The sequence below is a fragment of the Parabacteroides sp. AF17-28 genome (assembly GCF_003479205.1).
Taxonomy (GTDB): Bacteria; Bacteroidota; Bacteroidia; order Bacteroidales; family Tannerellaceae; genus Parabacteroides; species Parabacteroides acidifaciens.
Map to the genome: position 1 here is coordinate 102,096 of NZ_QUGV01000008.1, position 13,855 is coordinate 115,950.

Annotated in this window: 8 protein-coding genes and 1 CRISPR repeat array; of the genes, 4 read left to right on the plus strand and 4 right to left on the minus strand. The window is 42.5% G+C overall.

Annotation, left to right across the window (positions count from 1 at the left end; genetic code table 11):
• Entirely contained in the window at nucleotides 1-333 is a 333-nt protein-coding gene (gene cas2 / locus DWW90_RS07705; RefSeq protein ID WP_122276196.1) for a CRISPR-associated endonuclease Cas2, read from the plus strand.
• Between the two features lie 1,946 nt (nucleotides 334-2,279).
• A CRISPR array of direct repeats spans nucleotides 2,280-6,701; the repeat unit is 46 nt; unit sequence GTTGTTTTCAGTATGTCAAAGATAATAGATTGAAAGCAAATCACAA.
• 16 nt (nucleotides 6,702-6,717) lie between these two features.
• Here the strand turns inward: cas2 and DWW90_RS07710 are convergent.
• The 3 genes from DWW90_RS07710 to DWW90_RS07720 form a co-directional block, all read right to left on the minus strand.
• A complete protein-coding gene (locus tag DWW90_RS07710) occupies nucleotides 6,718-8,019 on the minus strand; it encodes a PAS domain-containing sensor histidine kinase (RefSeq protein ID WP_115498166.1) in 1,302 nt (433 codons plus the stop codon).
• 12 nt (nucleotides 8,020-8,031) lie between these two features.
• Entirely contained in the window at nucleotides 8,032-9,405 is a 1,374-nt protein-coding gene (locus DWW90_RS07715; RefSeq protein WP_115498165.1) for a sigma-54 dependent transcriptional regulator, read from the minus strand.
• Between the two features lie 167 nt (nucleotides 9,406-9,572).
• On the minus strand, nucleotides 9,573-11,054 hold the full coding sequence (locus tag DWW90_RS07720) for a TolC family protein (RefSeq protein WP_115498164.1): 1,482 nt from the start codon (nucleotides 11,052-11,054) through the stop codon (nucleotides 9,573-9,575).
• 165 nt (nucleotides 11,055-11,219) lie between these two features.
• On the opposite strand from DWW90_RS07720, the gene DWW90_RS07725 reads away from it, so the two are divergent.
• From DWW90_RS07725 to DWW90_RS07735, 3 genes are all read left to right on the plus strand, one after another.
• A complete protein-coding gene (locus tag DWW90_RS07725; protein ID WP_122344559.1) occupies nucleotides 11,220-11,603 on the plus strand; it encodes a diacylglycerol kinase family protein in 384 nt (127 codons plus the stop codon).
• Nucleotides 11,604-11,687: 84 nt separating this feature from the next.
• Nucleotides 11,688-11,900, plus strand: coding sequence for a hypothetical protein (locus tag DWW90_RS07730; protein ID WP_122332952.1), 213 nt, complete (start codon nucleotides 11,688-11,690; stop codon nucleotides 11,898-11,900).
• A 24-nt stretch (nucleotides 11,901-11,924) separates the two neighbouring features.
• The gene (locus DWW90_RS07735) at nucleotides 11,925-12,482 is read left to right on the plus strand and encodes a phosphatase PAP2 family protein (protein ID WP_122344560.1); all 558 of its coding nucleotides are present in this window, start codon (nucleotides 11,925-11,927) and stop codon (nucleotides 12,480-12,482) included.
• 74 nt (nucleotides 12,483-12,556) lie between these two features.
• Here the strand turns inward: DWW90_RS07735 and DWW90_RS07740 are convergent, their stop codons facing one another.
• Nucleotides 12,557-13,855 (minus strand): ABC transporter permease, encoded by a 1,299-nt coding sequence (locus DWW90_RS07740; RefSeq protein ID WP_122344561.1) that lies wholly within the window; start codon nucleotides 13,853-13,855, stop codon nucleotides 12,557-12,559.

The following is a 13,855-nucleotide window of genomic DNA, read 5'->3' on the forward strand; positions in this document are numbered from 1 at the left end:
ATGAATAGATTTAGTGAATATCGTATTATGTGGGTTCTTGTATTTTTTGATCTTCCGACAGACACAAAAAAAGAAAAGAAAGCCTATGCTGATTTCCGAAAGAATTTGCAGAAGGACGGTTTTACTATGTTCCAATTCTCCATCTACGTTCGTCATTGTGCAAGCGCAGAAAATGCAGATGTACACATAAAAAGAGTTAAATCCTTTCTTCCCCCCAATGGTCAAGTCGGTATTCTATGCATAACAGATAAACAATTTGGCAACATAGAACTATTCTTCGGTAAAAAAGAGCAACCAATAAATACTCCAGGCCAGCAACTTGAACTTTTTTAAAATAAGAAATCCTGCCTTGCAAGCAGGATTTCTTACTGAACAACAACTACTTTTTTATTTTCTAATTGCAAACATTAAGTACTGAACCACAATCAATTGCACACAATCAGTTGTTTTCAGTATGTCAAAGATAATAGATTGAAAGCAAATCACAACTGTTCTCCTTATTTTTTGCACTTATCAAAGTTGTTTTCAGTATGTCAAAGATAATAGATTGAAAGCAAATCACAACGGAACAAGCCAAGGTCATACAACCAGGGAGTTGTTTTCAGTATGTCAAAGATAATAGATTGAAAGCAAATCACAACAAGATTATAGTCCATGTAAATACTCTCTCAGTTGTTTTCAGTATGTCAAAGATAATAGATTGAAAGCAAATCACAACTCTATACTAACCTTACTCCCAAAAGGTATTGTTGTTTTCAGTATGTCAAAGATAATAGATTGAAAGCAAATCACAACAGAATCAAATAGCATTAAATTATAATTAGGTTGTTTTCAGTATGTCAAAGATAATAGATTGAAAGCAAATCACAACAAGTTTGAGCTTCTCCCCCACTCGGCGCATGTTGTTTTCAGTATGTCAAAGATAATAGATTGAAAGCAAATCACAACTGATTCTTGCTTTGTTATACTTCGGTGTTTGTTGTTTTCAGTATGTCAAAGATAATAGATTGAAAGCAAATCACAACTAGATGCGTTAAGTTTCACTGAAGCAGAAGTTGTTTTCAGTATGTCAAAGATAATAGATTGAAAGCAAATCACAACACATATCAACGTATATTCTGTAGATTGGAGTTGTTTTCAGTATGTCAAAGATAATAGATTGAAAGCAAATCACAACAGTTGGCAACACGTATAAACTTGTGCGTGTGTTGTTTTCAGTATGTCAAAGATAATAGATTGAAAGCAAATCACAACCATGGAACTATTTGGTGTAGATGATTTCTAGTTGTTTTCAGTATGTCAAAGATAATAGATTGAAAGCAAATCACAACGGGAATGCCATCATTAACCTACCTAATGAGTTGTTTTCAGTATGTCAAAGATAATAGATTGAAAGCAAATCACAACAAATGCGTGCATACACTAAAAAACTCGTGGTTGTTTTCAGTATGTCAAAGATAATAGATTGAAAGCAAATCACAACAAATGCGTGCATACACTAAAAAACTCGTGGTTGTTTTCAGTATGTCAAAGATAATAGATTGAAAGCAAATCACAACCATAACCTTACCGACAATGCAACACAACCGTTGTTTTCAGTATGTCAAAGATAATAGATTGAAAGCAAATCACAACACAGAAACGAAAGGGGATAGTAGAGTTACGGTTGTTTTCAGTATGTCAAAGATAATAGATTGAAAGCAAATCACAACAGACATCATGTAAAGAACATGCAAAGGAGTGTTGTTTTCAGTATGTCAAAGATAATAGATTGAAAGCAAATCACAACTGTTCGTAGTAAGCGATGATGCCGCCAACTGTTGTTTTCAGTATGTCAAAGATAATAGATTGAAAGCAAATCACAACTGTGGCATCGTATTATAGAGACCTTGCCAGTTGTTTTCAGTATGTCAAAGATAATAGATTGAAAGCAAATCACAACAGAAGGAACAAACAAATATTTCTTACCAAGTTGTTTTCAGTATGTCAAAGATAATAGATTGAAAGCAAATCACAACGCAGACTCGGTAGCATATGTTCCTATTTTAGTTGTTTTCAGTATGTCAAAGATAATAGATTGAAAGCAAATCACAACAATACCTATGCATAACAATTTGTCGTTCATGTTGTTTTCAGTATGTCAAAGATAATAGATTGAAAGCAAATCACAACGGGAATGTATCAGGAGTATGATAGAGGGTTGTTGTTTTCAGTATGTCAAAGATAATAGATTGAAAGCAAATCACAACGGCTCATATCCAGCAGAAAAACGGTTGCATGTTGTTTTCAGTATGTCAAAGATAATAGATTGAAAGCAAATCACAACTATAGGCAGCAATTCCACCGGAACTGCTGAGTTGTTTTCAGTATGTCAAAGATAATAGATTGAAAGCAAATCACAACATATTATCGTATGTTAATTTACAGGTTTTCGTTGTTTTCAGTATGTCAAAGATAATAGATTGAAAGCAAATCACAACAAGTGCCTATATAGTCCGTAACGTTGTCTTGTTGTTTTCAGTATGTCAAAGATAATAGATTGAAAGCAAATCACAACATGCGGGAGATTATCGTAATGCACGATTGGTTGTTTTCAGTATGTCAAAGATAATAGATTGAAAGCAAATCACAACGTGATAATCGCAGATGATGTCCCGGAATGGGTTGTTTTCAGTATGTCAAAGATAATAGATTGAAAGCAAATCACAACAACTGCCGATAAAGTAGATATCGGACAAACGTTGTTTTCAGTATGTCAAAGATAATAGATTGAAAGCAAATCACAACCATTGACAAGCTGACCATTCAAGAAATAATGTTGTTTTCAGTATGTCAAAGATAATAGATTGAAAGCAAATCACAACAGTCGCTTCTTCTGTAAGTATACTATCTTGTTGTTTTCAGTATGTCAAAGATAATAGATTGAAAGCAAATCACAACTAGACTGGATAAGGGATGCTGTCTCTAACGTTGTTTTCAGTATGTCAAAGATAATAGATTGAAAGCAAATCACAACAGCCAAACGGGACACTGTATCGAACTTGTGTTGTTTTCAGTATGTCAAAGATAATAGATTGAAAGCAAATCACAACAAGGCACACTATCTTTATAATCTACAGAAAGTTGTTTTCAGTATGTCAAAGATAATAGATTGAAAGCAAATCACAACATCTAAATAATCGGGATGAGACAACGTGTAGTTGTTTTCAGTATGTCAAAGATAATAGATTGAAAGCAAATCACAACATAGAAGTTGATTCCCCACTTGATGGCCTCGTTGTTTTCAGTATGTCAAAGATAATAGATTGAAAGCAAATCACAACTGTTAATAGTAAATAGCCGTCCTGCCTGTGGTTGTTTTCAGTATGTCAAAGATAATAGATTGAAAGCAAATCACAACGTAACAGAAGCAATGGTATAGTCGGTCAATGTTGTTTTCAGTATGTCAAAGATAATAGATTGAAAGCAAATCACAACTAGATTATCCCATTTTTCTTCGCCTTCTCCGTTGTTTTCAGTATGTCAAAGATAATAGATTGAAAGCAAATCACAACTAATACTATACACATCCATTAGAATTTTCCGTTGTTTTCAGTATGTCAAAGATAATAGATTGAAAGCAAATCACAACTAGTTTATGAAGAAGATCAGGCAGGTGAGAGTTGTTTTCAGTATGTCAAAGATAATAGATTGAAAGCAAATCACAACACCCCCCGTCAAGTAAAGCTGTCTCATGATGTTGTTTTCAGTATGTCAAAGATAATAGATTGAAAGCAAATCACAACGGCAACAGAACGTTTAAACGGATTATTTAGTTGTTTTCAGTATGTCAAAGATAATAGATTGAAAGCAAATCACAACACCCCCCGTCAAGTAAAGCTGTCTCATGAGTTGTTTTCAGTATGTCAAAGATAATAGATTGAAAGCAAATCACAACAAATGTTGCGCGGCTTAACTCTGCCAACAAGTTGTTTTCAGTATGTCAAAGATAATAGATTGAAAGCAAATCACAACAGAGCAAAATAAATACTTATTTGATATCCGTTGTTTTCAGTATGTCAAAGATAATAGATTGAAAGCAAATCACAACTACAAGGATCTTCCATACAGAAATTATACAGTTGTTTTCAGTATGTCAAAGATAATAGATTGAAAGCAAATCACAACTATATCGGTAGAAGCTCCAGAACATAATTGTTGTTTTCAGTATGTCAAAGATAATAGATTGAAAGCAAATCACAACATGTAGAAGGTCAAGTATTTCGTCTTCATCGTTGTTTTCAGTATGTCAAAGATAATAGATTGAAAGCAAATCACAACAGTATACTCTCTATACTTTTCATTATGTTTGTTGTTTTCAGTATGTCAAAGATAATAGATTGAAAGCAAATCACAACGTCAGATTAAAGAAACAGTTGAAAATGCTGGTTGTTTTCAGTATGTCAAAGATAATAGATTGAAAGCAAATCACAACAGATCATGAAATATGTTAAAGAATATGGTGTTGTTTTCAGTATGTCAAAGATAATAGATTGAAAGCAAATCACAACTTTTATACAAAGTTACTAAAGAAAACGAAAGTTGTTTTCAGTATGTCAAAGATAATAGATTGAAAGCAAATCACAACCGGTTTGTTGTCCATGTTCTAATATTTTTGTGTTGTTTTCAGTATGTCAAAGATAATAGATTGAAAGCAAATCACAACCAGCACATTAGTAGAGTAGAACCATATCAGTTGTTTTCAGTATGTCAAAGATAATAGATTGAAAGCAAATCACAACTAGCCGGATCTGTCCTCATGCCCAGCTGTGGTTGTTTTCAGTATGTCAAAGATAATAGATTGAAAGCAAATCACAACAGTAGTACCGTAATTCCTTTTAAGCCAATTGTTGTTTTCAGTATGTCAAAGATAATAGATTGAAAGCAAATCACAACCAAAAGCCTGAAGTGCATTTTGTATTTTTTGTTGTTTTCAGTATGTCAAAGATAATAGATTGAAAGCAAATCACAACTTTGTTTATCATAGGCATCTTGATTTGCGTGTTGTTTTCAGTATGTCAAAGATAATAGATTGAAAGCAAATCACAACAGAACTGCCAGGATATGAATATCTTGACAAGTTGTTTTCAGTATGTCAAAGATAATAGATTGAAAGCAAATCACAACATATATCGTTGATTTTTGAATTTCAGAGTGTTGTTTTCAGTATGTCAAAGATAATAGATTGAAAGCAAATCACAACGTGATACTAAACGATATTTTATAACAGAAGGTTGTTTTCAGTATGTCAAAGATAATAGATTGAAAGCAAATCACAACGATGAATCAATAGCCTCTTTAATCGTAGCAGTTGTTTTCAGTATGTCAAAGATAATAGATTGAAAGCAAATCACAACTCTAAGGGAGAATTTTGTATATTCTTTGTTGTTGTTTTCAGTATGTCAAAGATAATAGATTGAAAGCAAATCACAACAAATGGCCGGGGCTGGATGATCGCACCCTAGTTGTTTTCAGTATGTCAAAGATAATAGATTGAAAGCAAATCACAACTATAAACAGATAGTTTATCTGTCTACTAATGTTGTTTTCAGTATGTCAAAGATAATAGATTGAAAGCAAATCACAACAGTGAAGCCGCTCAGGCTGTTCCAGGACCAGGTTGTTTTCAGTATGTCAAAGATAATAGATTGAAAGCAAATCACAACTACCATTTGCGTTTAGCCCACAAGCCGTCAGTTGTTTTCAGTATGTCAAAGATAATAGATTGAAAGCAAATCACAACTGTCTTTCCAATATAATCCGATGCTTTCTGGTTGTTTTCAGTATGTCAAAGATAATAGATTGAAAGCAAATCACAACCGGCTACAATTTTTCATCTGAGCAATCCGGTTGTTTTCAGTATGTCAAAGATAATAGATTGAAAGCAAATCACAACAGGATACCACAATGTATAACGCTCTCCTTGTTGTTTTCAGTATGTCAAAGATAATAGATTGAAAGCAAATCACAACGATGGCGGCAGCCAACTTGTTGATCGTATCGTTGTTTTCAGTATGTCAAAGATAATAGATTGAAAGCAAATCACAACAGACAGCAACACTTTCAAATTTGTTCCCAGGTTGTTTTCAGTATGTCAAAGATAATAGATTGAAAGCAAATCACAACGATGGCGGCAGCCAACTTGTTGAGCGTATCGTTGTTTTCAGTATGTCAAAGATAATAGATTGAAAGCAAATCACAACAGGATACCACAATGTATAACGCTCTCCTTGTTGTTTTCAGTATGTCAAAGATAATAGATTGAAAGCAAATCACAACAATCTTTGCAGGTTCGAATCCTGCTACTACGTTGTTTTCAGTATGTCAAAGATAATAGATTGAAAGCAAATCACAACAAAACAATATTGAACCTACCCGCAAACTGAGTTGTTTTCAGTATGTCAAAGATAATAGATTGAAAGCAAATCACAACGACACATCGAATGAGTAGACACCATCCGCCGTTGTTTTCAGTATGTCAAAGATAATAGATTGAAAGCAAATCACAACTGATAAGAGGGAGGAAAAGGATATTTATTCGTTGTTTTCAGTATGTCAAAGATAATAGATTGAAAGCAAATCACAACAAAATGTACAGGAGCCTCTTTGCGTAACCGTTGTTTTCAGTATGCCAAAGATAATAGATTGAAAGCAAACCACACAACAAACAGAAAAACATCACTCAAACACAATCCTAAACCTCGTTAGTCCGTCCGCATACGTTCGGAGGGAGAAGGTGCAGTTGTGTTTTTGGAGGACTTCGCGGATGAAGATAAGGCCGATGCCTTGGCCGCCTCGCTTGGTCGAAAAGAAGGGGCTGAACAACTTCGCTTCCGTCGCTTTGTCGATGCCTTTGCCGGTGTCGGCGATTTCTAAGCAGACGGGATTATGCGACGTACGGATGTAGATATGACCGTCGTGGTCAATCGATTCGGCGGCGTTCTTGATGATGTTGACAAGCACTTGCTCGAAAAGCGAATTGTCCAGGTCGACAATCGGTGAAACAGGCGACAAATCCATGACAATACGGATATCACGGTTCTGACAGATCGTCTCCATAAAGCGCTTGCAAGAGAAAACAACCGCATTCAACGGCTGCCTCTTGGTCTGTGGCTCGGGGATGCGCACAACGTCGGCAAAGTTGGTGATGAAATGGCTCATGCTGTAGCAACGTTCGATCGAGACACGCAGCACCTCGCAGATGTCTTCCGTGTCTTGCATCTCGCTAAAGGTGGACTCGAGCGTGTCGAGAGTCGAAGTGATGCCCGCCGTCGTGTTGTTCACCTCGTGCGCGATCATCCGGATCACCTTCTCGTAGGCTTTCTTCTCGGCCTTGAAGACTTCTTGCGTCAATATCTCGACCAGATAGAAGGAATGGTGGAAGCCGCGGTCTACAAACGATGAATGCGTACATTTATATATGTTGGCATCGTTCAGGCGGACGGTCTGCGAATCGTACAGCGGAATCCGCTCCAACTCTGACGCGAGCGGAGAGTCGATTTCCGACAACCGGCACCCGGCGAGATCGGACAACGCGGATACACCGAACATCTTGCGGGCTGCCGGGTTGGCGGAGAGAAGTTCCTTGTCCAGGTTGAGCATAATCACGCCCATCGGGGAGGCGTTGATCAGCAGGTCGAGGAAGTGGTTCTGCTCGCGGAGGTGCAGGCGCTCGTTTTTCAACTGTTCCATCATCTTATTGAAGATGTCGACGATGCGGTCCGCCTCTGTCTGCCCGACACGGCTCAGGCGGGAACTGAAATCCTGCTCTTTCAGCAGCTCCATACCGTTACCGATGATATGGAGGGGTTTGATGATGCGGCTGTAGAAAACAGCCAAATAGATAATCGTCAGCACGACAACACCTTCCACAATGAAAAACATCTTGGACGAATCAGAATAGAAGGCATGCCAGGTGAGTATCGCCAGCACCGAGAGCAGCAACACGGTCAAGATCCAGAACAGTCCTTTTATCCTCATGCGTTTTCGGGATTATTTGTCAATGGGTATATCATACTTTTCGAGACGCCGATAGAGGGCGGCACGACTGATGCCGAGGGCGGTCGCAACATGCGAGAGGTTGCCGGCATGCGTCCGGAGGGCTTGAAGGATGGTCTGCTTTTCCAGCTCGTCGAGCGTCAGCCCTTCGAGCGACGGCGCGGAGGGTGTCGCCTGCAGCGACGGCGCGTGCAGGCATTGGCTCTCGAAATCGGAGGCTTCGAGGACGGCTTTGCCGGACACTAATATCGTCCGCTCGACCAGATTTTTCAGCTCGCGGATATTTCCCGGATAGGGTTGTTTCTGCAGGAACGTCAATGCTTCGGACGAGAAGCGGACGGCGGGCAGGCCATTCATCTCGGACTGCTTGTCGGCAAAATAACGGGCCAGCAGCGGAATGTCGTCTTTACGCTCGCGCAAGGCAGGCAGGTGAATGGTGATCAGGTTGATGCGGTAGAACAGGTCTTCGCGGAAAGCACGTTGGGCGACCATCTCGCGCAGGTTACAGTTCGTAGCGCTGACTACCCGAATATCGACTTTGCGCGGGCGGCTGTCGCCCAATACTTCAAACGTCTGGTCTTGCAGGACACGCAGGAGCTTCACCTGGCAAGATAATTCAAGGTCGCCGATCTCATCGAGGAAGATCGTTCCTTTATTGGCCATCTCGAAACGTCCGGTGCGGTCAATATAGGCATCCGTAAAGGCACCTTTCTTGTGGCCGAACATCTCGCTCTCGAAAAGGCTCTGCGACAGGCCACCGAGGTTGACTTTCACGAAGGGTTCTTTCGCACGGGGGCTGTTGGCATGGATCGCTTCGGCAATCAGCTCTTTTCCGGTCCCGCTCTCTCCCGTGATCAGGACGGAGGCGGTTGTCGGGGCGATGCGCGAAACAGTCCCCAACACTTCCATCAGCGGGGCGCTCTGGCCGATTATCTTGTCAAAATGGAATTTATTGTCGGCATCCAGGCGGTTCAGGGGCGTTTCCTGCTCCTTCTTCTGCTCGCTCAGCTCGAGCGCCGTCCGGATGGATTTCAGTAAAACGAGGTTGTTCCAAGGTTTGGTCACAAAATCGAAGGCGCCGGCCTGCATCCCTTGCACGGCAAGCGAGATGGAGCCCCATGCCGTCATCAGGATCACGGGGACATCGGGTCGGAAGATTTTCACCTGCTTCAATAGTTGTATGCCTTCCTCACCGGTGGTAGTCAACGTAAAGTTCATATCCATCAGGATAAGCTGCGGAGCTGTCTGACGCACGACAGCCAAGGCTTCCTCCGGACCCGGAACGGCTTCCGGCTCGAACCCGGCCCGTTTCAACAGGAAGGTCAGTGAAGAACGAACGGCAGAATCATCGTCTACTATTAGGATCATTGTTGTTTATATTATGTTTGTATTACCGGACGCAGATTTCGCAGACGACGCAGAAGAACGCAGATCATTTATTGTTTTAAAAGGGAATAAATAAATCTGCGTTCCTCTGCGTAATCTGCGCCCGTCTGCGTCCGGTAAATATTTGCAAATTTACGGAATTAAATCGATTACCGCCGTACGATCTCTTCGAAATCGGCATCGAGGTTGCGGTCATTGATGAAATCATAGAGGGTAACGCTACGGATATTATAGTAATAATTCCAATAGTCGTAGAGTTCCTGGATATGCTTTTGCTTGGCTTCATCCTTGGACTGCTGCGCGTCGTTCAGGTCCAGAATGTTAATCTTGCCGATCATGAATGTTTCGATGGAGGTCTTATACCGTTTCTCGGCGATCGCATCGGCTTCTTGGGCAATCTCCAACTGGGCTGCCTGGTTGTTGAAATTCTCGACCAGCAGAAAGATGTCCTGGTTGAAACTGATCTCTTCCTGGCGTATCTTGGAAAGAGTCACATCGCGGTTGGACTCGGCAACCTTCACTTTCCCCCGGCGTTTGCCCCAGTCGAGGATCGGGATCGTCATGCCGACTTCGACCACCTGGTTTCCTTTCAGGCGGTTGTAGGCAGCATCGAACGTATGGTCTTTCCCGGTATATCCGATGGAGGCAAACAGGTTGATGCTGCGGCGGTTTCCTTTTGCGGTGGCGACGGCATAGTCGGCTTCCAACTGGCGGCGACGTATATTTTTGGCAAACGAATTATTTTCCTGCGCTTTCTGTAACACTGCCTGATAGACCATCCGGAGCGAGGGAGCCGATTCGGGAAGGATCGGTTCGATCACTTCCTGCTCACTCAAGCCCAGGAAGGCACGGAGCTGGAACATATTGGCGTTGAGGTTGGACTGAGCTTCCGTCAGCTTCCCTTTCATTTGCAGGGCCGACAGCTTCAATTGCATCAGCTCGCTTTCGGAGATGTGCCCGATCTTACGCTTGGCGATGGCGATCTCGTAGAGCTTGTCGGCGTTCTCGAGGTTCTGACGGGCGATCTGCAGGTTCTCATCGGCCAGCAACAGGTTGAAGAAATAGCCGATCGCGTTGAGCGTGACAATCTCCACGCTCTCGATATAGGCGGCTTTCGCCTCCTGGTAGCGGACAGGCTCGATGCGGCGTTTCCATTTCTGGTCGTTCACGCCGAATATCGGTTGCGTCAGGGTCAGCCCGACGGGCACGCTCATATATTCATTGAAGGCACCATGGCCTAACTGGCGGTTGAAATCGAGAGAAGAGTTGAGCGATATCTTACCGCCGGTCAATGCGATATTCTGGTCGATCGAAATCTCGCCGTTCAGCCCGAGCGCGTTGTTCTGGACAAAGGTGTACGAACCGTCGGACTGCTGGTATTTGGAATATTGCTTACTGTAAGAAGGCAATGTCCCCTTGAAGTTAATTTCCGGCAACTGGTCGGCGACGTGCGTACGGTATTCCCAATAGGCCGTCTTCAGTTCGTTGAGGGCAACCGCCGCATCGACCGACTGCAGCTGCGCCAGGTTGATCGCCTCTTTCAGGGTCAGCCTGATCGTATCTTGTTCCTGCGCCTGCAACCCGATGCCCGGCAACAGGAAATAAAGAATGGCTATATAGATCTTTTTCATCGTAATAAATGTTTTGCCATTCTTCTGGCAAAAGCTATGCCAAAAAGATATACAACTGATTATCTGTATTGTATAATAAATATCAGTGTCCGAAAATGAACACTGTGTCCGTTTTTGAAGTATTATTCATATCTTTGCAACAATCTCTCAAAAACAATAAATAAGATGAAAAACAGCGGCTTCACTTTTCGTAAACGACTGGCCAGTTTCCGGTACGCTTTTAATGGTATCCGTTTATTGATACAAAAAGAACAGAACGCATGGATACACTGTTTTGCTGCTATTTGTGTAGTTATAGCAGGCTTTTTCTTCGGTTTATCCGAAGCTGAATGGATAGCTGTTATCATCGTTATTGGAGCCGTATTGTCGGCAGAAGCAGCCAATTCCGCCATAGAATCGCTTGCCGATTTGGTCTCGCCCGAATACAACGAGGCCATAAAAAACACCAAAGACCTCGCAGCCGGAGCTGTTTTAATTATAGCGATAGCTGCCGCAATAGTCGGATTTATTATTTTTCTCCCTAAACTCGGTATTTTACCGGCTATTTAAAATAATAATCCGTTATTTCATTGTTTTACAATTCTCTTTGTTTATATTTGTGCCATTATTAACAAAATATTAAAACAGGAGATTATGGCACGCACAGTAAATTATCCGAAAAGGGCAGAAAAAATCAAAGAAATGATCGATGATTTAGTAAATGAAATGGGACATTCCTCACGCTCGAGAATGATGAGAAAAGACAAAATCAAACTCATCGATATCGACTTTGAAAATGTTGACGTTGTAACATTGATGCAGGTACAGGCTCGTATCAGCCGCATCATTCTTGAAAAAAGCAAATAAAAAAGAACAAGAACATATCTATAAATGAGACGAATTATCACCCTGGTTTTCGTGTTATTCGTTTGTTTATCGGGGAGAGCGCAAGAGGTTGAAATAAGCGGAAGTCGCAAGGCTGTCCGTACATCCGGTGATGTGCTGGCATTCGTAACGCCGGCGGCAAGCTTGGCCACCGTATTGGTGTTGCAGGATTGGCAAGGATTGAAGCAAGGCGCTTTGGCAGGAGTTTCTACTATAGGTATGACGTATGCCCTGAAATATCTGATCAAGAAAGAGCGCCCGGACGGCAGCGACAACCATTCGTTTCCTTCGATGCACACTTCGGTATCGTTTACGGGGGCAGCGTTTATCCAGCGGCGTTATGGCTGGAAATGGGGTATTCCCGCTTATGCGGTCGCTTCGTATGTAGGCTGGAGCAGGACGTATGCTAAAAAGCATGATTGGTGGGATGTGGTAGCAGGAGCCGCTCTCGGAGCAGGAAGCGCCTATATCTTCACCCGCCCGTTTGCTGAAAAGCACAATTTATCTATCAGCCCGATAGCAAGCGATAAACATTTCGGAATATATGCTTCCATGACTTTCTAAAAGAAACAAGCCCGGTCCTGCAATCACTGCAGCGCCGGGCTTTTAAACAAAAACAAATAGTGTTTATTAAAAAGCTATTCATAGTGCAGGGCTTCTGCCGGCGCCATCTTCGCAGCCTTATCGGCCGGAAGCCAGATTGCAGCCACAATGGCCACAGCCAGCACAACCCAGGTTAAACAGTTGGTCAGGATAAAACGCAGGACTGTCCGGTCCGGAAGATAGGTCACCGACGAACTATTGCCGCCTCCTAACGTATCGATCAGCCCGAGATACACGAACTGCATCTCGACCAGCACAGCCGGGATCATCATCACCGTCAGGAGGCAGATACCTTCCCACAACAGCATCTTGCGTATATCGGCACGCGTCGACCCCATCGCCATGCGCAGGCCGATCTCTTCGCGCCTCACCCGGATACGATACCAGAACGTCCCCATCACGCAAAGCATGATATTTATCAGGAAAAAGAGCGTCATGGCGGTTCGGATGCGGACACTGCTCGTCATTCCGAAACTGAACTCCGTATCTTTATTGATCCGGTTATAAGATTTCACCCCTTTCAAGTAGAAATTGCCGATACGCAGTTCCCGGCTCATCGCATTCTTGAAATCTTGCAGGAAACGGGCATCCGGCACGGATTCACGGGCGCGGACGGCGATCTCCATTCTGTCTTTTATGTTATCGGCATTGATCCGCTCGGCCCGGTAGAAAGTCAGCTGGGGACGTTCGTAATCGAAACGCTTCGTATCTCCGATCACGCCCTTCACGATGTAATTATAGGAATCCGGCTGACGCGGGCTTTCCAATATCTCCCCGACGGCATTACTATCCGGGAAGAAGGTCTCGGCCGACAAGCCGCCAAGCACGATCGCTTTCGGGTCCGACCAGTCGAAGTCGGCCACAGAAACCGGTTTGCCATCTCGTGTCGTATAGCGGAAGACCTTCAGGAAGTCCGTCTGCGGATCAAACGTGAGAACCTGCCCGCTTCCCTCGCGCGTCGTATCCCGGCGGCTACGGAGCCAATTACCGGAATAACTTCCACCGCCCGGCGTGCTCCAGGTCGTCAGGACGGCAACTTCCTCGACATCCTTATAATCACGAATGCGGTCGAGCAGGCGGTAATAGTTGTTTTCAAGGGCGGTCGAGTCGCTTTCACCCGGTTGATACTCCGGATGTTCCGGCGGGAAAAGCGCCACGTTCACCTGCCAGGTGTTGTTCAAGTCGCGGTTGGAAGGCAAGCTCTTGTTATATTCCAGGACAAAGAAATAATCCACAATGTACCAAAGTAGGCAAAACACCAGCAACAACTCCACTCCGATCCAGAGGTTGGCCCGTCTACGGTTCCATAACTGTTTTAATATATGTTTCAACAT